Source organism: Pseudomonas sichuanensis, from assembly GCF_024749065.1.
In the GTDB taxonomy this organism is placed as follows: Bacteria; Pseudomonadota; Gammaproteobacteria; order Pseudomonadales; family Pseudomonadaceae; genus Aquipseudomonas; species Aquipseudomonas sichuanensis.
In genome coordinates, this window is record NZ_CP087185.1 from 370,139 (window position 1) to 392,010 (window position 21,872).

The 21,872-nt window shown below is 63.4% G+C and carries 17 protein-coding genes and 2 pseudogenes; 13 read left to right on the top strand and 6 right to left on the bottom strand.

The genetic code is table 11. The annotated features are described in order from the left end of the window. Positions 1–152: 152 nt before the first annotated feature. A complete protein-coding gene (locus LOY51_RS01760) occupies positions 153–554 on the bottom strand; it encodes a lysozyme inhibitor LprI family protein (protein ID WP_125462268.1) in 402 nt (133 codons plus the stop codon). Between the two features lie 285 nt (positions 555–839). Between LOY51_RS01760 and LOY51_RS01765 the strand changes: the two genes are divergently transcribed. The 6 genes from LOY51_RS01765 (at position 840) to etfB (ending at position 8,801) form a co-directional block, all read left to right on the top strand. Beyond that, positions 840–1,817, top strand: coding sequence for a dipeptidase (locus LOY51_RS01765; RefSeq protein WP_258644160.1), 978 nt, complete (start codon positions 840–842; stop codon positions 1,815–1,817). A 214-nt stretch (positions 1,818–2,031) separates the two neighbouring features. Then, the gene (locus LOY51_RS01770) at positions 2,032–2,562 is read left to right on the top strand and encodes a DUF5943 domain-containing protein (RefSeq protein WP_110992263.1); all 531 of its coding nucleotides are present in this window, start codon (positions 2,032–2,034) and stop codon (positions 2,560–2,562) included. 15 nt (positions 2,563–2,577) lie between these two features. Beyond that, positions 2,578–4,638, top strand: coding sequence for a dimethylglycine demethylation protein DgcA (dgcA, locus tag LOY51_RS01775; RefSeq protein ID WP_125462269.1), 2,061 nt, complete (start codon positions 2,578–2,580; stop codon positions 4,636–4,638). Positions 4,639–4,835: 197 nt separating this feature from the next. Further along, positions 4,836–6,788, top strand: coding sequence for a dimethylglycine demethylation protein DgcB (gene dgcB / locus LOY51_RS01780; protein WP_125857145.1), 1,953 nt, complete (start codon positions 4,836–4,838; stop codon positions 6,786–6,788). Continuing rightward, the gene (gene etfA, locus LOY51_RS01785; protein WP_125857146.1) at positions 6,788–8,020 is read left to right on the top strand and encodes an electron transfer flavoprotein subunit alpha; all 1,233 of its coding nucleotides are present in this window, start codon (positions 6,788–6,790) and stop codon (positions 8,018–8,020) included. The genes dgcB and etfA overlap by 1 nt, the downstream gene beginning before the upstream one ends. 10 nt (positions 8,021–8,030) lie before the next feature. After that, the gene (gene etfB, locus LOY51_RS01790) at positions 8,031–8,801 is read left to right on the top strand and encodes an electron transfer flavoprotein subunit beta (protein WP_125462272.1); all 771 of its coding nucleotides are present in this window, start codon (positions 8,031–8,033) and stop codon (positions 8,799–8,801) included. A 1,002-nt stretch (positions 8,802–9,803) separates the two neighbouring features. On the opposite strand, the gene gbca is transcribed toward etfB, so the two are convergent. Then, positions 9,804–11,096 carry a glycine betaine monooxygenase oxygenase subunit gene (gbca, locus tag LOY51_RS01795; protein ID WP_125857147.1) on the bottom strand — a complete coding sequence of 431 codons (1,293 nt, stop codon included), beginning with the start codon at positions 11,094–11,096 and terminating at the stop codon, positions 9,804–9,806. Positions 11,097–11,392: 296 nt separating this feature from the next. Between gbca and gbcB the strand changes: the two genes are divergently transcribed. Beyond that, positions 11,393–12,493 (top strand): glycine betaine monooxygenase reductase subunit, encoded by a 1,101-nt coding sequence (gene gbcB, locus LOY51_RS01800; protein WP_031314933.1) that lies wholly within the window; start codon positions 11,393–11,395, stop codon positions 12,491–12,493. 93 nt (positions 12,494–12,586) lie between these two features. Here the strand turns inward: gbcB and LOY51_RS27035 are convergent, their stop codons facing one another. After that, complete coding sequence (locus LOY51_RS27035; protein WP_369992088.1) at positions 12,587–13,459, bottom strand: methyl-accepting chemotaxis protein; 873 nt, start codon at positions 13,457–13,459, stop codon at positions 12,587–12,589. Beyond that, positions 13,442–14,251, bottom strand: a pseudogene (locus LOY51_RS27040) (MCP four helix bundle domain-containing protein); the annotation flags it as partial. The pseudogene LOY51_RS27040 and the gene LOY51_RS27035, both read right to left, overlap by 18 nt. 237 nt (positions 14,252–14,488) lie before the next feature. Between LOY51_RS27040 and LOY51_RS01810 the strand changes: the two are divergent. The 4 genes and pseudogenes from LOY51_RS01810 to LOY51_RS27050 all read left to right on the top strand — a co-directional run bounded on the left by LOY51_RS01810 (position 14,489) and on the right by LOY51_RS27050 (position 17,136). After that, the gene (locus LOY51_RS01810; protein ID WP_125857149.1) at positions 14,489–14,719 is read left to right on the top strand and encodes a hypothetical protein; all 231 of its coding nucleotides are present in this window, start codon (positions 14,489–14,491) and stop codon (positions 14,717–14,719) included. Beyond that, on the top strand, positions 14,716–15,018 hold the full coding sequence (locus LOY51_RS01815) for a cell division protein ZapA (protein WP_110992273.1): 303 nt from the start codon (positions 14,716–14,718) through the stop codon (positions 15,016–15,018). The genes LOY51_RS01810 and LOY51_RS01815 overlap by 4 nt, the downstream gene beginning before the upstream one ends. A 225-nt stretch (positions 15,019–15,243) precedes the next feature. Continuing rightward, a pseudogene (locus LOY51_RS27045) lies at positions 15,244–16,272 on the top strand (cache domain-containing protein); the annotation flags it as partial. A 135-nt stretch (positions 16,273–16,407) separates the two neighbouring features. Further along, positions 16,408–17,136 carry a methyl-accepting chemotaxis protein gene (locus LOY51_RS27050; RefSeq protein ID WP_374045876.1) on the top strand — a complete coding sequence of 243 codons (729 nt, stop codon included), beginning with the start codon at positions 16,408–16,410 and terminating at the stop codon, positions 17,134–17,136. Between the two features lie 83 nt (positions 17,137–17,219). On the opposite strand, the gene LOY51_RS01825 is transcribed toward LOY51_RS27050, so the two are convergent. Then, positions 17,220–17,669, bottom strand: coding sequence for a hypothetical protein (locus LOY51_RS01825; protein ID WP_125857152.1), 450 nt, complete (start codon positions 17,667–17,669; stop codon positions 17,220–17,222). A 315-nt stretch (positions 17,670–17,984) separates the two neighbouring features. Next, entirely contained in the window at positions 17,985–19,025 is a 1,041-nt protein-coding gene (locus tag LOY51_RS01830) for a threonine aldolase family protein (protein WP_125857153.1), read from the bottom strand. Between the two features lie 317 nt (positions 19,026–19,342). On the opposite strand from LOY51_RS01830, the gene LOY51_RS01835 reads away from it, so the two are divergent. Continuing rightward, positions 19,343–20,596 carry a serine hydroxymethyltransferase gene (locus LOY51_RS01835; protein ID WP_125861225.1) on the top strand — a complete coding sequence of 418 codons (1,254 nt, stop codon included), beginning with the start codon at positions 19,343–19,345 and terminating at the stop codon, positions 20,594–20,596. A gap of 15 nt (positions 20,597–20,611) precedes the next feature. Beyond that, entirely contained in the window at positions 20,612–21,862 is a 1,251-nt protein-coding gene (locus LOY51_RS01840) for a sarcosine oxidase subunit beta family protein (protein ID WP_110992277.1), read from the top strand. The last annotated feature ends 10 nt before the right edge of the window (positions 21,863–21,872 follow it).

Genomic DNA, 21,872 nt, shown 5'->3' on the forward strand with positions numbered 1-21,872 from the left:
TGGATCGCGCTAACTTCGAGGCAGCATCGTACTTGTGGGAGCTGGCTTGCCAGCGATGAGGCCAGCACTGGAAACATAGGACAGTTGCTCCCACAGCGGACGTGCAAGTTCATTGTGGGGGCCGGCTCTCACAGAGGCTCTGCCTGCCTGGTTTATTGCTGACCGATGGTCTGCAGATACTCCGACCGCTCATCGCTACGCTGCGCCACGCAGGTGTTCCAGGAGGCTTCGAAGGCCTTGCTGCCGGGCTTCTCGGCATAGGTCTCGACCTTGCAGTCGGCATCGCGCAACTGTGTCCACAGTTTTTCGGCGGCCTCCATCTTCGCGCTCAGCGCCGCGGCCTTGTCGCTTTCATCCGCGTACTGGTCGCGGATGCGCTGGATCAGGTCGTCATAGGCGGCCTTCAACTCGCGTTCGGCGGTCTGCTTGTTGTAGGCCGCGCAGGCATAGCCCTGCTGGTCGGTCTCGACGTTGTCGCAGGGCGTGCTTTCTTCCTCGGCGGCCTGGGCGCCGCACGCGACGGCCAGCAGGACCAGCCATGCCATTGATTTCATCCGTTTTCTCCTGAACAGGCTGACGAATCGCAGGGATTCTCGCTCAGCCTCGGGCGCGGCGATAGCTCCCTGACGAAATGTTCATCAAAGCCCTACAAAAGCCGTTGTCGAGACTGGCTCTCATCTGCGAGGCGCAGGCCAGAGCGTGCCGTTTGGGCCTTTGACGCTTTCGGCAAACCCCCTGTCGTTTTTGCATCGGGGCGCCTCGGGCGGCAGGCATATGCTGGCCCCAAAGCGCCGACACAAGGTTTGGCGCCAGCAAACTCAATAAAAGGGGACAGCCTGATGAGCCCAGCCGAACTTCACGCCGACAGCATCGTCATCGACGGTTTGATCATTGCCAAGTGGAACCGCGAGCTGTTCGAAGACATGCGCAAGGGCGGGCTGACCGCGGCCAACTGCACCGTCTCGGTGTGGGAGGGCTTCAAGGCCACCGTCGACAACATCGCCGCCAGCCAGAAGCTGATTCGCGACAACAGCGACCTGGTGATGCCGGTGCGCACTACCGCCGACATCCGCAAGGCCAAGGAACTGGGCAAGACCGGCATCCTCTTCGGCTTCCAGAACGCCCATGCGTTCGAAGACCAGATCGCCTATGTAGACGTGTTCAAGCAGCTGGGCGTGGGCATCGTGCAGATGTGCTACAACACCCAGAACCTGGTCGGCACCGGCTGCTACGAGCGTGACGGCGGCCTGTCGGGCTTCGGTCGCGAGATCGTCGCCGAAATGAACCGCGTCGGCATCATGTGCGACCTGTCCCACGTCGGCTCCAAGACCAGCGAAGAAGTCATCCTCGAATCGAAAAAGCCGGTGTGCTACTCGCACTGCCTGCCGTCGGGGCTCAAGGAGCACCCGCGCAACAAGTCCGATGCAGAGCTCAAGTTCATCGCCGACCACGGCGGTTTCGTCGGCGTGACCATGTTCGCGCCGTTCCTGGCCAAGGGCATCGACTCGACCATCGACGATTACGCCGAAGCCATCGAGTACACCATGAACATCGTCGGTGAAGACGCCATCGGTATCGGCACCGACTTCACCCAGGGCCACGGCCAGGACTTCTTCGAGTACCTGACCCACGACAAGGGCTACGCCCGTCGCCTGACCAACTTCGGCAAGATCATCAACCCGCTCGGCATTCGTACTGTCGGCGAGTTCCCCAACCTCACCGAGACCCTGCTCAAACGCGGCCATTCCGAGCGCGTGGTACGCAAGATCATGGGTGAGAACTGGGTCAGTGTCCTCAAGGACGTCTGGGGCGAGTGAGCACTGCTGGGGCCTACTGCGCACGCCGATCGCTGCGTCAGGCCCTCACGAAAAGCTCGCCGTGCCTCGGCACTGTCTCGCTTTTCGCTTCGGCCCTTCCTTGCGCTCGACGCGCTCGCTACGGCCCCAACAGCACTCACTGCGGCTGTTTATAAAAAGCAAAAGCCAAAGCGGCTTTTGATCGCATCCAAAATTTGTATGGAGTTGAGTTTCCATGGCCAAGATCGCCCCGCAATTGCCAATCGAAGTCGACAGCGAGACCGGTGTCTGGACCAGCGACGCCCTGCCGATGCTCTACGTGCCACGGCATTTCTTCGTCAACAACCACATGGGCATCGAGGAAGTGCTGGGCGCCGACGCCTATGCCGAGATCCTCTACAAGGCCGGCTACAAGTCCGCCTGGCACTGGTGCGAAAAAGAAGCCGAGTGCCATGGCCTGGAAGGCGTGGCGGTGTTCGAGCACTACATGAAGCGCCTGAGCCAGCGTGGCTGGGGGCTGTTCAAGATCCAGGACATCGACCTGGACAAAGGCACCTGCAGCGTCAAGCTCGAGCACTCGGCGTTCGTCTACGTCTACGGCAAGGTTGGCCGCAAGGTCGACTACATGTTCACCGGTTGGTTCGCCGGCGCCATGGACCAGATTCTCGCTGCCCGCGGCAGCTCGATCCGCACCGTGGCCGAACAGGTCTATGGCGGGTCGGAAGAAGGCCACGAAGATGGCCTGTTCGTTACAAAGCCGTTGTAAGCCGGAGATAGCGTCATGGCCTTCGAAGCAATGTTCCAGCCGATCCAGATCGGCAAACTGACCATCCGCAACCGTGTGCTCAGCACCGCGCACGCCGAGGTGTATGCCACCGACGGCGGGATGACCACCGACCGCTATGTGAAGTACTACGAAGAGAAGGCCAAGGGCGGCATCGGCCTGGCGATCTGCGGCGGCTCGTCCGTGGTGGCCATCGACAGCCCGCAGGAGTGGTGGTCGTCGGTCAACCTGTCGACCGACCGCATCATTCCGCACTTCCAGAACCTGGCTGACGCCATGCACAAGCATGGCGCCAAGATCATGATCCAGATTACCCACATGGGCCGTCGCTCGCGCTGGGACGGTTTCAACTGGCCGACCCTGATGTCGCCGTCGGGCATCCGTGAACCGGTGCACCGCGCCACCTGCAAAACCATCGAAGTGGAAGAGATCTGGCGCGTCATCGGCAACTACGCGCAAGCTGCGCGCCGCGCCAAGGAAGGTGGCCTTGACGGCGTCGAACTGTCGGCGGTGCACCAGCACATGATCGACCAGTTCTGGAGCCCACGGGTCAACAAGCGTACCGACGAGTGGGGCGGCACCTTCGAAGGCCGCATGAAGTTCGGCCTGGAAGTGCTCAAGGCCGTGCGCAAGGAAGTCGGTGACGACTTCTGCGTGGGCATGCGCATCTGCGGCGACGAATTCCACCCCGATGGCCTCAGCCACGAGGACATGAAGCAGATCGCCGCCTACTACGACGCCACCGGCATGCTCGATTTCATCGGCGTGGTCGGCTCGGGCTGCGATACCCACAACACCCTGGCCAACGTCATCCCCAACATGAGCTACCCGCCGGAGCCATTCCTGCACCTGGCGGCCGGCATCAAGGAAGTGGTCAAGGTCCCGGTGCTGCACGCGCAGAACATCAAGGACCCGAACCAGGCCACGCGTATCCTGGAAGGCGGCTACGTGGACATGGTGGGCATGACCCGCGCCCACATCGCCGATCCGCACCTGATCGCCAAGATCAAGATGGGCCAGGTGGACCAGATCAAGCAGTGCGTCGGCGCCAACTACTGCATCGACCGCCAGTACCAGGGCCTGGACGTGCTGTGCATCCAGAACGCCGCCACCTCCCGTGAATACATGGGCGTGCCGCACATCATCGAGAAGACCACCGGCGCCAAGCGCAAGGTGGTGATCGTCGGCGCAGGCCCTGCCGGCATGGAGGCCGCCCGCGTGGCCGCCGAGCGTGGCCACGATGTCACCGTGTTCGAGAAGAAAGAGCAGATCGGCGGGCAGATCACCATCGCCGCCAAGGCCCCGCAGCGCGACCAGATCGCCGGCATCACCCGCTGGTACCAGCTGGAGTTCGCCCGCCTGAAGATCGACCTGCGCCTGGGTACCGCCGCTGACGTGGCGACCATCCAGGACCTGCGCCCGGACATCATCGTGCTGGCGGTGGGCGGCCATCCGTTCGTCGAGCAGAACGAGCACTGGGGCGCTGCCGAAGGGCTGGTGGTGAGCAGTTGGGACGTGCTCGACGGCAAGGTCGCACCGGGCAAGAACGTGCTGGTGTACGACACCATCTGCGAGTTCACCGGCATGTCGACGGCGGACTTCATCGCCGACAAGGGCAGCCAGGTCGAGATCGTCACCGACGACATCAAGCCGGGCGTGGCCATGGGCGGCACCAGCTTCCCCACCTACTACCGCAGCATGTACCCCAAAGAAGTGATCATGACCGGCGACATGATGCTGGAGAAGGTCTACCGCGAAGGCGACAAGCTGGTGGCGGTGCTCGAGAACGAGTACACCGGCGCCAAGGAAGAGCGGGTGGTGGACCAGGTGGTGGTGGAGAACGGCGTGCGTCCCGACGAGCAGCTGTACTACGCGCTCAAGGACGGTTCGCGCAACAAGGGCCAGATCGACGTCGAGGCGCTGTTCGCCATCAAGCCGCAGCCGATCCTCAGCCAGCCGGGCGAGGGCTACCTGCTGTACCGCATCGGCGACTGCGTGGCCCAGCGCAACGTGCATGCGGCGATCTACGACGCCTTGCGCCTGTGCAAGGATTTCTGAAGCAGCGGCAAGCTTCAAGCTGCAAGCTGCAAGACAAAGCGATCAGTACCGCTTTCGCTTGCAGCTTAGGTCTTGAGAGTTGCTTGGGAATGATTCTGTAAAGCAGCGGTGAGCTGCAAGGTTCAAGCAAGGAGCGGGGCTAAGTGGCTTCTTCTTGCAGCTTGTAGCTTGCAGCTTGCAGCTCAAAGGTGCCTGCCATGTTGAACACCCTTCTACCCATCTTGCTGTTCACCGCGCTGGCCCTGGCGGTGCTCGGCGCCCTGCGCCGGGTGCGCATGTGGCGGCGCGGGCGGCCGAGCCAGGTCGACCTGATCAAAGGCCTGCTGGCCATGCCACGGCGCTACCTGGTGGACCTGCACCACGTGGTCGAGCGCGACAAGTACATGTCCAAGACCCACGTGGCCACTGCCGGCGGCTTCGTGCTCTCGGCCGTGCTGGCGATCCTGGTGCACGGCTTCGGCCTGCAGAGCAAGATACTCGGCTATGCCCTGCTGGTGGCCACGGTGATCATGTTCACCGGTGCCCTGTTCGTCTTCAAACGCCGCCTCAACCCGCCTTCGCGCCTGTCCAAGGGCCCGTGGATGCGCCTGCCCAAGAGCCTGCTGATGTTCGCGGCGAGCTTCTTCATCGCCACGCTGCCGGTGGCCGGCATCCTGCCGCAAGGCACCGGTGGCTGGGTGCTGGTGGCGGTGCTGGGCGTCGGAGTGCTGTGGGGCGTGTCCGAGCTGTTCTTCGGCATGACCTGGGGCGGGCCGATGAAGCACGCCTTCGCCGGCGCCCTGCACCTGGCCTGGCACCGCCGCGCCGAGCGCTTCGGCGGCGGCCGTTCCACCGGCCTCAAGCCGCTGGACCTGGAAGACCCGAACGCGCCGCTGGGCGTGGAAAAACCGGTGGACTTCACCTGGAACCAGCTGCTCGGTTTCGACGCCTGCGTGCAATGCGGCAAGTGCGAAGCCATGTGCCCGGCGTTCGCCGCCGGCCAGCCGCTGAACCCGAAAAAGCTCATTCAGGACATGGTCATCGGCCTGGCCGGTGGCACCGACGCCACCTTCGCCGGCAGCCCCTATCCGGGCAAGCCGATCGGTGAGCATGGCGGCCATCCGCACCAGCCGATCGTCAACGGCCTGGTCGATGCCGAAACCCTGTGGTCGTGCACGACCTGCCGCGCTTGCGTGGAGGAGTGCCCGATGATGATCGAGCACGTCGATGCCATCGTCGACATGCGCCGCCACCTCACCCTGGAAAAGGGCGCCACCCCGAACAAGGGCGCCGAGGTACTGGACAACCTGATCGCCACCGACAACCCCGGCGGTTTCGCCCCCGGCGGGCGGATGAACTGGGCGGCCGACCTCAACCTGCAACTGCTCAGTGATGTGAAGCGCACCGAAGTGCTGTTCTGGGTGGGCGATGGCGCCTTCGACATGCGCAACCAGCGCACGCTGCGCGCCTTCGTCAAAGTGCTCAAGGCCTCCGGCGTGGACTTCGCCGTGCTTGGCCTGGAAGAGCGCGACAGCGGTGACGTGGCCCGTCGCCTGGGCGATGAAGCGACCTTCCAGCACCTGGCCAAACGCAATATCCAGACCCTGGCCAAGTACCAGTTCCAGCGCATCGTCACTTGCGATCCGCACAGCTTCCATGTGCTGAAGAATGAATACGGCGCCCTTGGCGGCGACTACCAGGTGCAGCACCACAGCACCTACATCGCCGAACTGATCGCCGCCGGCAAGCTCAACCTTGGCCAGCACAAGGGTGGCAGCGTCACCTACCACGACCCGTGCTACCTGGGCCGTTACAACGGCGAGTACGAGGCTCCGCGCGACGTGCTCAAGGCCCTGGGTATCGAAGTGCGCGAGATGCAGCGTTCGGGCTTCCGTTCCCGTTGCTGCGGCGGTGGCGGCGGCGCGCCGATCACCGACATTCCGGGCAAGCAACGTATCCCCGACATGCGCATGGACGATATCCGCGAGACCGAGGCCGAGCTGGTGGCCGTGGGTTGCCCACAGTGCACGGCGATGCTCGAAGGCGTGGTCGAACCACGGCCACAGATCAAGGACCTGGCCGAGTTGGTCGCCGATGTGCTGATCGAAGACGAAGCCCCGGCGAGCGCCAAGTCGCCAGCCAGCAAACGTGAACCTGCGGAGGTGCACTGATGAGCGACATCATCCGCCGCGACCCACGCGCCGAGTGGATCGCCCGTAACCGCCTGCACCCGCTGCATGCAGCGATGCAGACGCAACAAACCAGCTGGATGGGCCCCAACGGGCTGATGCGCAAGAACCCCCATGCGATCGCTGCCGGCTTCATCGGCCCCAGCGGCCTCAAGCGCATCGACCGCAGCGGCGCCCAGCAGGGCACCGGTGTCGGCGGGCGGCGCACGGCCGCCGCCGAGGTGCAGCTGCCGCTGCATCAGGTGGCCGAGCCTGGGTTCTACATCGCCGTGGTGCCGGACATGGTCGGCGGTCGCCTCGGCAGCCACGACCGCGACCTGCTCGGCCTGGCCCACAGCCTGGCGGGCAGTGACGGTGCGGTGCTGGCCGTGGTGTTCGGCGAGCACAAGGAAAGCAACTTTTCCACAGCCGGCGTTGATCGACTGCTGGTTATCGAGGGCGAAGCCTTCGAAGGTTATGCACCGGAGCAACTGGTCCAGGGCCTGCGGGCTGTGGATAACCAGTTCGCGCCGCGCCACTGGCTGTTGCCCGATAGCCGCACCGGTGGCGGGGAACTCGGCCGACGCTTCGGCGCGGCCCTGGGCGAACGCCCGGCGACGCGGGTATGGCAGGTCAAGGACGGCCAGTGCATCGGCCGTGCCGGCGCCGGCCAGCAGGATATCCAGCGCGATGTGCCACGCTTGATCCTGGCCGCTGCCGAATGCGCAGAGCCCGTGAGCGAAACCCGCCACGAAGCCCTGCCCGTGGAGTTGTCCACAGGCGTGGCGCGCAGCCTGTCGCGCATCGAGGACCTCGGCTCGGTGGCCGTGGACCCGGCCGCCATTGCCATGGCCGAGGCTGAGTTCATCGTCTCCGGCGGCAACGGCGTCAAGGACTGGGACCTGTACCACCAGGCCACCAAGGCCCTCGGCGCCACCGAAGGCGCCTCGCGGGTGGCGGTGGACGACGGCTTCATGCCGCGCAACCGCCAGGTGGGGGCCACCGGCACCTGGGTCACGGCACGGGTCTACGTGGCTGTGGGTATCTCCGGCGCGATCCAGCACCTGCAGGGCATCGGCGCCTGCGACAAGGTGGTGGCGATCAACATGGACCCGGGCTGCGACATGATCAAACGAGCCGACCTGTCGGTAATTGGCGACAGCTCGGCGATTCTCAAGGCACTGATCGAGGCTGTGGATAACTACCGCAGCGGCGGCCAGCGCGACGCGGCATAAGGGCATGAGCATGAGTACGAAAGTGATCAGCCTGGTATCCATAGGTGCCCACCCAAGCTCGGGCCGCGCCCGCCGCGCCGAGCAGGATGCGCGTGCCGTGGAACTGGGCTTGCAGTTGGCTGGGGATAACTTGCAGGTGGTGCATGCCGGTGATCCCCACGAAGAGGCCCTGCGTGCCTACCTGGGCATGGGGCTTGAACACCTGGACGTATTGGAGCAGCCCGCTGGCGCCGATGTGCTGGGCGTGCTGGGCGACTACCTGCGTGATGCCGGCGCCCAGTTGGTGCTGGCTGGCAGCCAGGCGGAAACCGGGGAAGGCTCGGGCATGTTGCCGTTCCTGTTGGCCGAGAAGCTCGGTTGGCCGCTGGTGGTCGGGCTGGCCGAGGTGGAATCGATCGAGAACGGTACCGCCCAGGTGCTGCAAGCCCTGCCACGGGGTCAGCGGCGTCGCTTGAAAGTGCGCCTGCCCTTGTTGGCAACTGTGGATAACGCGGCGCCCAAGCCGCGCCAGAGCGCCTTCGGCCCGGCGCGGCGCGGGGTGCTGGCCCCATTTGATGTGGCGGTGGTGGACGACCCGGTACTGGGTGATGACGCCCTGCAGCCAGCGCGGCCACGGCCCAAGCGGCTCAAGGTGATCAAGGCCAAGAGCGGTGCCGACCGCATGAAGGCCGCCACGGCCAAGGCCAGTGGCGGCGGGGGCAAGGTGCTGAAGGATGTGTCGCCGCAGGAAGGCGCCGAGGCGATCCTCAAGCTGCTGGTGGAGGAGGGGGTTCTGCGCTGAAACCACTGGCACCCTCGCGGGGCAAGCCCGCTCCCACAATGCCGCCCATTGATACAAGGACGGACACTGTGGGAGCGGGCTTGCCCCGCGATGCTTTTGTCCACAGCACTTTTGCCCACGGAATCTGTTCGCCAAGCTGTGGACAAAGTGTTTGCGCAATGCTGTAGCCCTTTGAAATCAGTGGGTTCAAGGGTTTGATCAATTTGTGATCAGTCGTTGATTTCATCTTTGAGACCCAATCCCGTAAAACTGCCCACAATCGCTGTTGGCCGGTGTGTGGATAACGTGTTCGCCCATCGCTGCAGGCCTTGAATTTACTGGCTTACATAGAATTGATCGTTTTTTGATCTGTTGCCGATAAAGTCAGGTAAACCCGCTGATTATCTGGGCTTTACGGACTTTTCCACAGCCAGTTTTAGGCCAGCCCGGTTTTCCCACATTCTTTGTTGGTGGCTCTGTGGACAATGTGTTTGCAGAGGGCTGTGAGCCTTTGTACACGGGGGCTGTAGAGATTTGATCAAAAAATAGCCAATTCACCAGGGGTGTGACGACGCTGACCTGTCAGCCGTTGTGCACAGCGTGAGCCTGCTGGTCTGTGGATAACCAATTCAACGTACCTGTCCTTTTTGCCAGTATCCACTTGCGTTCCAGGCGATCAGCCGTGACAAGCGCAATGCGGAACACGCTAAGAGCCGCTCGGAACGGCTTTGCTTGGGCGGCCTCTAGGCATCAAGTGGTGGAGTGATGCGCGCAGCCACGGCATATCGCATGCACGTGTACTTGGGAAAGGGGTGTTTGAGGTCACAGGTCTGGGCCTGGCCTGCGTGCTGCTGGCAGGGGGATCAACTCCGGCGTCTGCAGCGTCGGTAGCTGGCTTGTCTCCTGGCGAACGCCAGTAAAAATGCAGGCCAGTGATCCTGAAAGCGTCGGTTCGGGTATTCGTAAGGTTCTTGAGGTTGAGCCCCGCGCCTTGGCAGGCGTTGCCAAAGCGCGGGGAAGCAGTTACTGCGCTTTGACTTCCTTCAGATAAGGCGCCGGCTCCGCCCCCAGGTTCTCCAGCATGCGCTGGCTGTACCAGTCGATGAAGTTCACCACACCAAACTCGTAAGTCTTCGAGTACGGCCCCGGTTGATAGGCGGTGGAGTTGATCCCGCGCTGGTTCTCTTCGGCCAGGCGACGGTCCTGGTCGTTGGTGGCATCCCACACCTTGCGCATTTCTTCAGGGTTGTAATCCACCCCCTCCACCGCATCCTTGTGCACCAGCCATTTGGTGGTGACCATGGTCTCCTGCGCGCTGATCGGCCACACGGTGAACACGATCATGTGGTCGCCCATGCAGTGGTTCCACGAGTGCGGCAGGTGCAGGATGCGCATCGAGCCCAGGTCGGGGTTCTTGATGCGGCCCATCAGCTTCTTGCAGGCCACCTTGCCGTCCATGGTCATCGACACGGTGCCCTTGAGCAGCGGCATGCGCACGATGCGGTTACGCAGGCCGTGGCTCTTGTGCAGGTAAGGGATCTTCTCGGCTTCCCAGGCGGCGGCCGAGGCGGCCACGTGGTCCTTGAATTCCTGGCTGGCGCGCGGGTCGTTGGTGTCGTCCCACTCCAGCAGCGTCTTCAAAAGCTCCGGGTGCGAACCGCTGCAGTGGTAGCACTCGCGGTTGTTCTCCAGCACCAGCTTCCAGTTGGCCTTCTCCATCAAGGTGGTCTGCACCGCCACCTTGGTGTTCTCCATGTCGTACGGTTCCATGTAGTGGTCGAGGGTGGCCAGGAACTCGTCGATGGCCGGCGGGTTCTCGGCCAGGCTGATGAAGATGTAGCCACCGGCCACCTTCACGTTCACAGGCTTGAGGCCGTACTGGTTCATGTCGAAGTCGGCGCCCATCTCGGTGCCGGCGAACAGCAGGCGGCCATCGAGTTCGTAGGTCCACTGGTGGTAATGGCAGACCAGCTTGGCCACCTTGCCTTTGTCGCTGACGCACAAGCGCGAACCGCGGTGGCGGCAGACGTTGTGGAAGGCATGCACCTTACCTTCGGCACCGCGAATCACGATGATCGGGTTCTTGCCGATCTGCAGGGTGATGTAGTTGCCCTTGGTCGGGATCTCGCAAACCATGCCGGCGATCAGCCATTCCTTGTGGAAGATCTCCTGCATGTCGATCTGGAACAGGCGCTCGTCGCTGTAGAACGGTTGCGGCAGCGAGTAGGTGCGCTCGCGGGTCTGCAGCATCTCGGCGGTGGCCTTGCGTGCGGGTTCCAGTGGGTCGCCCAGGCTCAGGGTTGCGGTGACGTCCATCGTGTGGTCCTCGGGGCCGCGTGCGGCCGACAGAAGTGGCTAATCGTTGTTGTTTGCCGCAGGGCTGCTGCTTTGGATAAACAGCGTGTTGTTTTGCCGAGGAGTGTGCGTTCGAAGGCGTCGGGAACCATATCCATGGGCGACATGGCCGCATCGAATTCCGACGCGCCAACCCTTGTAGCGTGGGGCTGGTCGCGATAAGCACGCCGATGTCGCGGATGGGAATGTACGCAGCCCTCGCGTTGCGCATTATCGGAGCCATAAGAAAGGCCGACAGTCGGCTGCTGGAGATGAACATGTCCGATACCTTCCTCAACCCGGTCACCACCCAGACCTGGGCCAATGGCCGCCACATCGTGCGCTGCGTCAAGGTCATCCAGGAAACCTGGGATGTGCGCACGTTCTGCTTCATGGCGGACCAGCCGATCATGTTCTTCTTCAAGCCCGGGCAGTTCGTCACCCTGGAGCTGGAAATCGAAGGCAAGCCGGTGATGCGTTCGTACACCATCTCCAGCTCGCCGTCGGTGCCCTACAGTTTCTCGATCACCGTCAAGCGCGTACCGGGCGGGTTGGTCTCGAACTTCCTCCACGACACCATGCATGAAGGCGCCGAGCTGCCGGTGCACGGGCCGGTGGGGCTGTTCAACGCCATCGACTTCCCGGCGGGCAAGACGCTGTACCTGTCCGGTGGTGTCGGTATCACCCCGGTGATGTCCATGGCCCGCTGGTTCTACGACACCAACGCCAATGTCGACATGGTCTTCGTGCACAGCGCCCGTTCACCGAAGGACATCATCTACCACCGCGAGCTGGAGCAGATGGCCTCGCGCATCCCCAACTTCAGCCTGCACATCATTTGCGAGAAGCACGGCCTGGGTGAGCCGTGGGCCGGTTATCGCGGTTACCTCAATCAGCGCCTGATGGAGCTGATTGCCCCGGACTATCTGGAGCGCACCATCTTCTGCTGCGGCCCGACGCCCTACATGAGCGCGGTCAAGCGCATGCTCGAGGCGGTCGGCTTCGACATGAAGAACTATCACGAGGAGTCGTTCGGCGCGACGCCGCCCGAGGCCAAGGCCGATGCGGTGGAGCACGCGGAAGCGGCGGCCGATGCGCCGGAAGTGGACGCGGCCGATCTCAACCTGGTGGAGTTCGTCGGCAGCGACAAGAGCATTCGCGTGGCCCCTGGCGAGACCGTGCATGCGGCGGCGGCCAAGGTCGGGCTGATGATCCCCAAGGCCTGCGGCATGGGCATCTGCGGCACCTGCAAGGTGCTCAAGCTGGGCGGCGAGGTGGAGATGGAGCACAACGGCGGGATCACCGAAGAGGACGAGGCCGAGGGCTACATCCTGTCGTGCTGCAGTGTGCCGAAGGGGGATGTGCGGATCGAGTATTGATCCGACGCCAGAAACCATCGCGGGGCAAGCCCGCTCCCACGCCATGCTGTGATCTGGCGTGGGAGCGGGCTTGCCCCGCGATCATTTTCAAGGTCAGGTGCGGAAGCGAGCCACCAGACCATTGAGGTCCACCGCCAACCGCGACAACTCGGCACTCGCCGCGCTGGTCTGATGGGCGCCGGTGGCGCTCTGCACCGACAGGTCGTTGATGTTTACCAGGTTGCGGTCCACCTCGCGGGCCACCTGGGCCTGCTCCTCGGCGGCGCTGGCGATCACCAGGTTGCGCTCGTTGATCTGCCCCACCGCCGAGGCGATGGTGTCCAACGCCAGGCCTGCGCCCTTGGCGATGTTCAGGGTCGACTCGGCGCGCTCGGTGCTGGTGCGCATCGAGTCCACGGCCTGCTCGGTGCCGCCCTGGATGCTGCCGATCATCCGCTCGATCTCGCTGGTGGACTGCTGGGTGCGGTGTGCAAGCGCCCGGACTTCGTCGGCCACCACGGCAAAGCCACGGCCCGCCTCGCCGGCACGCGCCGCCTCGATGGCGGCGTTGAGCGCCAGCAGGTTGGTCTGGTCGGCCAGGCCGCGGATCACGTCCAGCACCTTGCCGATGTCGCGGGACTGCTCGGCCAGGTGGGTGATCAGCTTGGCGGTGGCTTGCACGTCGCCGCTCATGCGCTCGATGGCGCCCACGGTTTCCATGACCAGGTCGCGGCCATCGCCGGCCGAACGGCTGGCTTCGCTGGAGGCTTCCGAGGTGCTTACCGCGTTACGTGCCACTTCCTCGACCGCGCTGGTCATTTCGGTGACGGCGGTGGCGGCCTGCTCGATTTCGTTGTTCTGCTGCTGCAAGCCCCGGGCGCTTTCGTCGGTGACGCTGTTCAGCTCTTCGGCGGCCGAGGCCAGCTGGGTGGCGGAGCCGGCAATCAGCTGCAGGGTGTCGCGCAGCTTGTCCTGCATCTTGGCCATGGCCTGCAGCAGGCGCGCGGCCTCGTCGGTGCCTTCGGGGCGGATGCTGTGGGTGAGGTCGCCCTCGGCGATCTGCTCGGCGGCCTTGAGCGCTTCGTCGATGGGTTTGACGATGCTGCGGGTGAGCAGGAAGGCGAACAGCAAGGTCAACGCGGTGGCCGCCACCAGCAGGCCGACCACCAGGGCGAAGGTGCTGGCGTACTGGCTGGCGGCTTTGGCGTTGGTGTCGGCGGTCTGGTCGGTGTTGATCTTCACCAGTTGGTCCATGACCTTGTTGATCTGCTCTGAATTGCTCAGCAGCTCGCTGTTGAGCAGGTCGCGCAGCTCATCCACCTTGCCGGCCTGGCTCAGGCTGCGCATGCGCGACTCGAGCTGGCGGTACTGGCTGAGCAACATGCCGTACTGCTCGAAGGCGGCCTTTTCATCAGCGGCGGCGATCAGCGGCTCGTAGGTACGACGGGCCTTGTCGATCTGCGCGTTGCGCTCGTCGAGCAGGCGCAGGGTGTCCTGCTGGGTGGCCGGCTCGCGGTTGAGCAGCAGGCGGTAGGACAGGGTGCGCAGGCGCAGGTTGAGCGCGGTCAGCTCGTCGAGGGTCTTGATGCTGGGCACGCTGACTTGCTCGATGGTCACGCCGGCCTGGCGGATGTTGCCCATCTGGATCAGCGAGAAGACACCCAGGCCAAGCATCAGCAGGCCGATCACGGAGAAGCCCAGCAGCGCACGCGGGGCGATGTTCATGTTGCGTAAGGACATGGAGGCGGTATCCAGGGCAGAAAGGGGGCCGCAGTCCATGCGACGAAATAAGACCTGCCGGCGTATCGGTCGTGACCGGGCAGTCTTGATAGTGGCACGGTGGATTTGTGAGGCAGCTAACGAAATTCCTGACAGGCGGTTGACCCAGGCCGGAACAAGGGCGGTCGACACCGGTCAACCTGAGCAGGTAAAAACCTTTTGAATCCGATATTTAATGGCGAGGGCGCAGGTTTTTCCTTATCGTGTGCGCCCTTTGCAACAACCCGAGATAGACGCATGTTGGAAACTTCCCTGAATCAACTCGAGCAACTGGTCAGCGACCTGATGCACAAGAACGCTCAACTCACCGAGCAGAACACCGCCCTCAGCCAGGAACTGGCCCAGGCCAAGGAAGAGAACGAGACCCTGCAGCTGTCGCTGATGGAGCAGGAAGAGAAGCACGGCGCCACCGCTGCCCGCATCCAGGCCCTGGTCGACCGCGCCAGCGCGGGTGTCGTGAACGCATGAGGCTGCACGCGCAGCCGGTCAATGTCGTATCGATCCTCGGCAACGACTATTCGCTCAAGGCGCCGGAAGGCCAGGAAGAAACCCTGGCCCAGGCCGTGCGCATGCTCAACGTCGCCCTGGCCGAGACCAAGCGCAGCTACCCGACCCTGATCGGTGACAAATTGCTGGTGCTGGCGGCCCTGAACCTGTGCTCGAAACAGATCGAGTTGCAGCGCGAACACGCCAAGACCCTGGAGCGCACCCAGGCGCAGATCGACGCCACCGTCGATGCCATCAGCCGGACCATCGGCGACCAGTAAAGCGCTCAAGCATCCCCTGTGGGAGCGGGTTTACCCGCGAAGACGATGGTGGTTTCACCGACGTTTTCGCGGGCAAACCCGCTCCCACAGTCTTTTTGTGCTGTCTCAGATCTCTGGAATAACTGGATACTTGAGTGTATACACTTCTCGCAAAACAATAATTAGCGGGAGTAGCAGGGCATGCGTATCTGGCGGCGGAGTATCCAGTGGCAATTGATCGCAAGCATGGGCGCGGCCCTGCTGGCGAGCATCCTGGTGGTGGTGGCGATCTACACCGTGGCGGTCAACCGCCTCACCGAGCGGTACCTGGTCGACACGGCGCTGCCGGCCAGCATCGAGGCGATCCGCAACGACATCGAGCGCATGCTCGGCCGACCGCTGGTGGCCGCGGCGGACATCGCCGGTAATACCCTGCTGCGCGACTGGCTGGCCGCCGGTGAGGATCCAGCGCAAGCACCGCGTTTCATCGAGTACCTGGAGGGCGCCAGGCAGCGCAACAAGGCCTTCACCACGATGTTCGCCGCCACTGCGAGCAACCACTACTACAACGAGAAAGGCCTGGATCGCACCCTCAGCCGCGCCAACCCCAAGGACAGCTGGTTCTACGGCTATATCGACAGCGGCGCCGAGCGCTTGGTCAATATCGATATCGACGGGGCCACCGGTGAGCTGGCGCTGTTCATCGACTATCGGGTGGAAAAGGATGGCCAGTTGGTGGGCGTGGCGGGCATGGGCCTGCGCATGAGCGAACTGTCCAAGCTGATCCACGACTTCAGCTTCGGTGAGCACGGCAAGGTGTTCCTGGTGCGCAACGACGGCCTGATCCAGGTGCACCCCGACCAGCAGTTCAGCGGCAAGCGCCAGCTCGCCGAGCAGCTTGATGCCGATGCCGCCAAGGCGGTGATGAGCGGCGACCAGGGCCTGCGCAGCAGCCGTTTCAGCCGCGACGGCGAAACCTACCTGGCCCTGGGCCTGCCCCTGCGGGACCTGAACTGGACCCTGGTGGCCGAAGTGCCGGAGGCCGAGATCTATGCCCAGATGCGTCAGGCCGTATGGCTCACCAGCCTGATTGGCGGTGGCGTGGCGCTGGTGTCGCTGTTGCTGGTGGTACTGCTGGCGCGCGGGCTGGTACGGCCGATCCGCCAGGTCACCGCGGCATTGGTGCAGATTGGCAGTGGTGCCGGTGACCTCAGCCACCGCCTCGACGATTCGCGCCAGGACGAGCTGGGCGACCTGGCCCGGGGCTTCAACCGCTTCCTCGACAGCCAGCGCGGCTTGATCGGTGAAGTGTTGCGCACCACCGAACGCCTGCACCGCTCGGTTGAGCAGGTAACGCAAGTGGTGGACAACACCGCCGAACGCTCCGGGCGCCAGCAGGAAATGACCGAGATGGTCGCCACCGCCGTCCATGAGATGGGTTTGACCGTACAGGACATTGCCCAGAATGCCGGCTCCGCCGCCGTGGCTTCGCAGTCGGCACGCGACGAGGCGCTGCAGGCGCGCGAAGTGGTGCGTCGGTCCATTCACAACATCGAAGGCATGTCTGGCGAGATTGGCAAGGCGGCCGATGCGGTCAGCCAGTTGGCCGACGAAGTCGCCTCTATCGACGAAGTTTTAGCAGTGATCCGCAGTATTTCCGAACAGACCAACCTGCTGGCACTGAACGCCGCCATCGAAGCGGCGCGGGCCGGTGAGATGGGCCGTGGCTTTGCCGTGGTGGCCGACGAGGTGCGCACCTTGGCCCGGCGTACCCAAGTGTCCACCGACGAAGTCCAGCAGATGATCCAGCGCCTCAAGCAGGGCGCGGGCACGGCGGTGTCATCGATGCAGGCGGGGCAGCAGGCGACCGGCAATGGGGTCGAGTCCAGCCAGCGCACGGGCACGTCGCTGGGGGCGATCACCGATCAGGTGGAGCAGATCAGCGACATGAACCACCAGGTGGCCACGGCGACCGAGGAGCAGTCGGCGGTGACCGAGGAAATCAACCGCACGGTGCAGGGCATTTCCGACCTGGCGCGGCAGACAGCGGCCGAGGTGCAAGGGTGCCGGGAGGAGTGCCAGGCGCTGCGCGGGTTGGCCGATGACCTGGCGCGACAGATGGGTGGGTTCAGGCTTTAGCAGGTCACGAAGTCAATTGGATCGCCACGCTTCTGTCATTGATGCAAACGTGAGTGTGGCGATCCAATCGTGTCATAAATAGTTCAAACGCTTGTGAACTTTCTATATTTGACCTGTATCTCGATATACCCAGAAGGAATCACGGGATTGGGCGTCTCATAATGGTAATGTTTATTGATGATCTCAATCCAGTCGCCGTTATATTTAATGATGTCCCCTACGATTAGACTCGATATGAAAGTTTTGAGCTTCTCCGGAACTTCAGCAAGCCCGTCTCCATCCCTGTCGCCGAAGGCCACAGATACAAAGTCCGCGGGGTTTTGACGAGTCTTGGTAGACGAGGATGATTTGCCAGCGCTCTCAGGATCCCTAGGCATTATATCCAGCCTTGGCTCCTCGTCTGGACTATATGTCAACGATACTTCAGCACTGCCGAGTCGAGTCTCATTGCCTTCGCGATACGTCATCAGAACTTTTTTGAATTCAGGATCTTGGACTGGGAGTCCAAACCACGACAGATCTAAGTCTTCCATCACTGTAGCCTCGCCATAATGTTAATGGGAGGTTCAAGACTGCTGCGAGATTTCAATCTCAACAACTGTCATATTTATCAGTTGACACCAGTATTAGCTCGGTACTGGTCGGGCCAATCGTGTAGACATTTTTAGCCATTGGACAGATGCGATTGCTATTTCCCGCACTTCCCGCTGTCACACGAGGTATGAAAAATCAGCCTTGGCATGGGTAGCATCATTCTTCGCGGGCAAGCCCGCTCCCACAGGTTAGCGCGCAGGCCCGCAGCTTGGCGCTGACCCTGTGGGAGCCGGCTTGTCGGCGATGGCGGTCTGTCAGGCGCCGACGATGCTGCGGATATCCGCCGCCAACTCGCGCACCCGCGCCTCTTGGGTATCCCACGAACACATGAACCGCGCCCCACCGCTGCCAATGAAGGTATAGAAGCGCCAGCCTTTATTGCGCAGCGCTTCGATGGCAGGTTCCGGCATCTGCAGGAACACCCCGTTGGCCTCCACCGGGAACATCAGCTCCACGCCCGGCAAGTCGCTGACCAGCGATGCCAGCAGTTGCGCACACTGGTTGGCGTGGCGGCCATGGCGCATCCAGGCGCCGTCTTCCAGCAGCCCGACCCACGGCGCCGACAAAAAGCGCATCTTCGAGGCCAGTTGCCCGGCCTGCTTGCAGCGGTAGTCGAAGTCTTCGGCCAGGGCGCGGTTGAAGAACAGGATCGCCTCGCCCACTGCCATGCCGTTCTTGGTGCCGCCAAAGCACAGCACATCGACGCCGGCCTTCCAGGTCAGCTCGGCTGGCGAACAACCCAGGAACGCGCAGGCATTGGTGAAGCGCGCGCCGTCCATGTGCAGGTTCAGGCCCAGCTCTTTACAGGTGGCGCTGATCGCCTTGAGCTCGTCGGGGCGGTACACCGTGCCCACTTCGGTGGCCTGGGTGAGGGTCACCACGCGGGGCTTGGGGTAGTGGATGTCCTGGCGCTTGAGCGCCACTTCACGGATCGACTCGGGGGTGAGCTTGCCGTTGACGCTGGGCGCGGTCAGCAGCTTGGAGCCGTTGGAGAAGAACTCCGGCGCGCCGCATTCGTCGGTCTCGACGTGGGCGGTCTCGGAGCAGATCACGCTGTGGTAGCTCTGGCACAGCGAGGCCAGGGCCAGGGAGTTGGCGGCGGTGCCGTTGAAGGCGAAGAACACTTCGCAGTCGGTTTCGAACAAGTTGCGAAAGTACTCCGAGGCGCGCTCGGTCCACTGGTCGTCGCCATAGGCGCGTTCGTGGCCGTGGTTGGCCTTTGCCATCGCGGCCCAGGCTTCTGGGCAGATGCCGGAATAGTTGTCGCTGGCGAATTGTTGGTTGTTATCGGTCATGACGCCTGTCCTTTTTTACGACGCAGGCACGCACTCTAAACCATCGATTTGGCGGTTGCCTATACAAGCCCAGGCCTGCGTCGCCTGTACCGGCTGCTTCGCGGGTAAACCCGTTCCCACAGGCACAGCGGCGCACCCTGTGGGAGCGGGTTCACCCGCGAAGAGGCCGGCACAGACAAACCCTGCAGCCAATGTCGTAAACGCGCCATTGCAAGGCGCGCGCAGGCATCTGTGCCCACCGGCCCGGTCATACCATCGCTGCAAAGGGTGACAAGTCCCTCTACAGACAAGAAACGATCGCTGCCGGGAGATACATGATGTTCAGCAAGCAAGACCAGATCCAGGGTTACGACGACGCACTGCTGGCGGCGATGAATGCCGAGGAACAGCGCCAGGAAGATCATATCGAGCTGATCGCCTCGGAGAACTACACCAGCAAGCGCGTGATGCAGGCCCAAGGCAGCGGCCTCACCAACAAGTACGCCGAAGGCTACCCGGGCAAGCGCTATTACGGCGGCTGCGAGCACGTCGACAAGGTCGAGGCGCTGGCCATCGAGCGCGCCAAGCAGCTGTTCGGCGCCGACTACGCCAACGTGCAGCCGCACTCCGGCTCGTCGGCCAACGGCGCCGTGTACCTGGCCCTGCTGCAGGCCGGCGACACCATCCTGGGCATGAGCCTGGCCCATGGCGGCCACCTGACCCACGGCGCCAAGGTGTCGTCCTCCGGCAAGCTGTACAACGCCGTGCAGTACGGCATCGACACCACTACCGGCCTGATCGACTACGACGAAGTCGAGCGCCTGGCCGTCGAGCACAAGCCGAAGATGATCGTCGCCGGCTTCTCGGCCTACTCCAAGACCCTCGACTTCCCACGCTTCCGCGCCATCGCCGACAAGGTCGGTGCCCTGCTGTTCGTCGACATGGCCCACGTCGCCGGCCTGGTCGCCGCCGGCCTGTACCCGAACCCGATCCCCTTCGCCGATGTGGTCACCACCACCACCCACAAGACCCTGCGCGGCCCCCGTGGCGGCCTGATCCTGGCCAAGAGCAACGAAGAGATCGAGAAGAAGCTCAACGCCGCGGTCTTCCCCGGCGCCCAGGGCGGCCCGCTGATGCACGTGATCGCCGCCAAGGCCGTGTGCTTCAAGGAAGCGCTGGAGCCTGGCTTCAAGGCCTACCAGAAGCAGGTCATCGAAAACGCCCAGGCCATGGCCCAGGTGTTCATCGACCGCGGCTTCGATGTGGTCTCGGGCGGTACCGACAACCACCTGTTCCTGGTCAGCCTGATTCGCCAGGGCCTTACCGGTAAAGATGCTGACGCCGCCCTGGGCCGCGCGCACATCACCGTCAACAAGAACGCCGTGCCGAACGACCCGCAGTCGCCGTTCGTCACCTCGGGCCTGCGCATCGGCACCCCGGCCGTCACCACCCGTGGCTTCAAGGTGGCCCAATGCGTGGCCCTGGCCGGCTGGATCTGCGACATCCTCGACAACCTCGGCGACGCTGACGTCGAAGCCGATGTGGCCAAGAACGTCGCCGCCCTGTGCGCAGACTTCCCTGTTTACCGCTGAGTGGAGTAAACGACCATGCAACGCTACTCGGGCTTCGGCCTCTTCAAACACTCCCTCAGCCACCACGAGAACTGGCAGCGCATGTGGCGCACGCCAACCCCTAAAAAGGTCTACGACGTGGTCATCGTCGGCGGTGGCGGCCATGGCCTGGCCACTGCCTACTACCTGGCCAAAGAGCACGGCATCACCAACGTTGCCGTGATCGAAAAAGGCTACCTGGGCGGCGGCAACACCGCCCGTAACACCACCATCGTGCGTTCCAACTACCTGTGGGACGAGTCGGCGCACCTGTACGAGCACGCCATGAAGCTGTGGGAGGGCCTGTCCCAGGACCTCAACTACAACGTGATGTTCTCCCAGCGCGGCGTGTACAACCTGTGCCACACCCTGCAGGACATCCGCGATTCCGAGCGCCGGGTCAACGCCAACCGCCTCAACGGCGTCGATGGCGAGCTGCTCAACACCGCCCAGGTCGCGGCCGAGATCCCCTACCTGGACTGCTCGAAGAACACCCGCTACCCGATCCTCGGTGCCACCGTGCAGCGCCGTGGCGGCGTGGCCCGTCACGATGCCGTGGCCTGGGGCTTCGCCCGTGCCGCCGACGCCCTGGGCGTGGACCTGATCCAGCAGACCGAAGTGATTGGCTTCCGTAAAGAGAACGGCGCCGTGATCGGCGTGGAAACCAACAAAGGCTTCATCGGCGCCAAGCGCGTCGGCGTGGTCACCGCCGGTAACTCCGGGCACATGGCCAGGCTCGCCGGCTTCCGCCTGCCGCTGGAATCGCACCCGCTGCAAGCCCTGGTATCGGAGCCGATCAAGCCGATCATCGACAGCGTGATCATGTCCAACGCCGTGCACGGCTACATCAGCCAGTCCGACAAGGGCGACCTGGTGATCGGTGCCGGTATCGACGGCTGGGTCGGCTACGGCCAGCGCGGCTCGTACCCGGTGATCGAACACACCCTGCAGGCCATCGTCGAGATGTTCCCCAACCTCTCGCGCGTGCGCATGAACCGCCAGTGGGGCGGCATCGTCGACACCTCGCCGGACGCCTGCCCGATCATCTCCAAGACCCCGGTCAAGAACATGTTCTTCAACTGCGGCTGGGGCACCGGCGGCTTCAAGGCCACCCCGGGCTCGGGCAACGTGTTCGCCGCGAGCCTGGCCAAGGGCGAAATGCACCCACTGGCCGCGCCGTTCTCCATGGACCGTTTCTACAACGGTGCGCTGATCGACGAACACGGCGCTGCTGCCGTCGCCCACTGACCCGGAGACA

Coding starts and splice junctions, on each gene's coding strand:
- LOY51_RS27050 (WP_374045876.1), top strand. CDS start 16,408: ATGGTCGCCACCGCCGTCCATGAGATGGGTTTGACCGTACAGGACATT.
- LOY51_RS01825 (WP_125857152.1), bottom strand. CDS start 17,669: ATGGAAGACTTAGATCTGTCGTGGTTTGGACTCCCAGTCCAAGATCCT.
- etfB (WP_125462272.1), top strand. CDS start 8,031: ATGAGTACGAAAGTGATCAGCCTGGTATCCATAGGTGCCCACCCAAGC.
- etfA (WP_125857146.1), top strand. CDS start 6,788: ATGAGCGACATCATCCGCCGCGACCCACGCGCCGAGTGGATCGCCCGT.
- gbca (WP_125857147.1), bottom strand. CDS start 11,096: ATGGACGTCACCGCAACCCTGAGCCTGGGCGACCCACTGGAACCCGCA.
- LOY51_RS01765 (WP_258644160.1), top strand. CDS start 840: ATGAGCCCAGCCGAACTTCACGCCGACAGCATCGTCATCGACGGTTTG.
- LOY51_RS01770 (WP_110992263.1), top strand. CDS start 2,032: ATGGCCAAGATCGCCCCGCAATTGCCAATCGAAGTCGACAGCGAGACC.
- LOY51_RS01815 (WP_110992273.1), top strand. CDS start 14,716: ATGAGGCTGCACGCGCAGCCGGTCAATGTCGTATCGATCCTCGGCAAC.
- LOY51_RS01830 (WP_125857153.1), bottom strand. CDS start 19,025: ATGACCGATAACAACCAACAATTCGCCAGCGACAACTATTCCGGCATC.
- dgcB (WP_125857145.1), top strand. CDS start 4,836: ATGTTGAACACCCTTCTACCCATCTTGCTGTTCACCGCGCTGGCCCTG.
- gbcB (WP_031314933.1), top strand. CDS start 11,393: ATGTCCGATACCTTCCTCAACCCGGTCACCACCCAGACCTGGGCCAAT.
- dgcA (WP_125462269.1), top strand. CDS start 2,578: ATGGCCTTCGAAGCAATGTTCCAGCCGATCCAGATCGGCAAACTGACC.
- LOY51_RS01810 (WP_125857149.1), top strand. CDS start 14,489: ATGTTGGAAACTTCCCTGAATCAACTCGAGCAACTGGTCAGCGACCTG.
- LOY51_RS01840 (WP_110992277.1), top strand. CDS start 20,612: ATGCAACGCTACTCGGGCTTCGGCCTCTTCAAACACTCCCTCAGCCAC.
- LOY51_RS01835 (WP_125861225.1), top strand. CDS start 19,343: ATGTTCAGCAAGCAAGACCAGATCCAGGGTTACGACGACGCACTGCTG.
- LOY51_RS27035 (WP_369992088.1), bottom strand. CDS start 13,459: ATGGCCAAGATGCAGGACAAGCTGCGCGACACCCTGCAGCTGATTGCC.
- LOY51_RS01760 (WP_125462268.1), bottom strand. CDS start 554: ATGAAATCAATGGCATGGCTGGTCCTGCTGGCCGTCGCGTGCGGCGCC.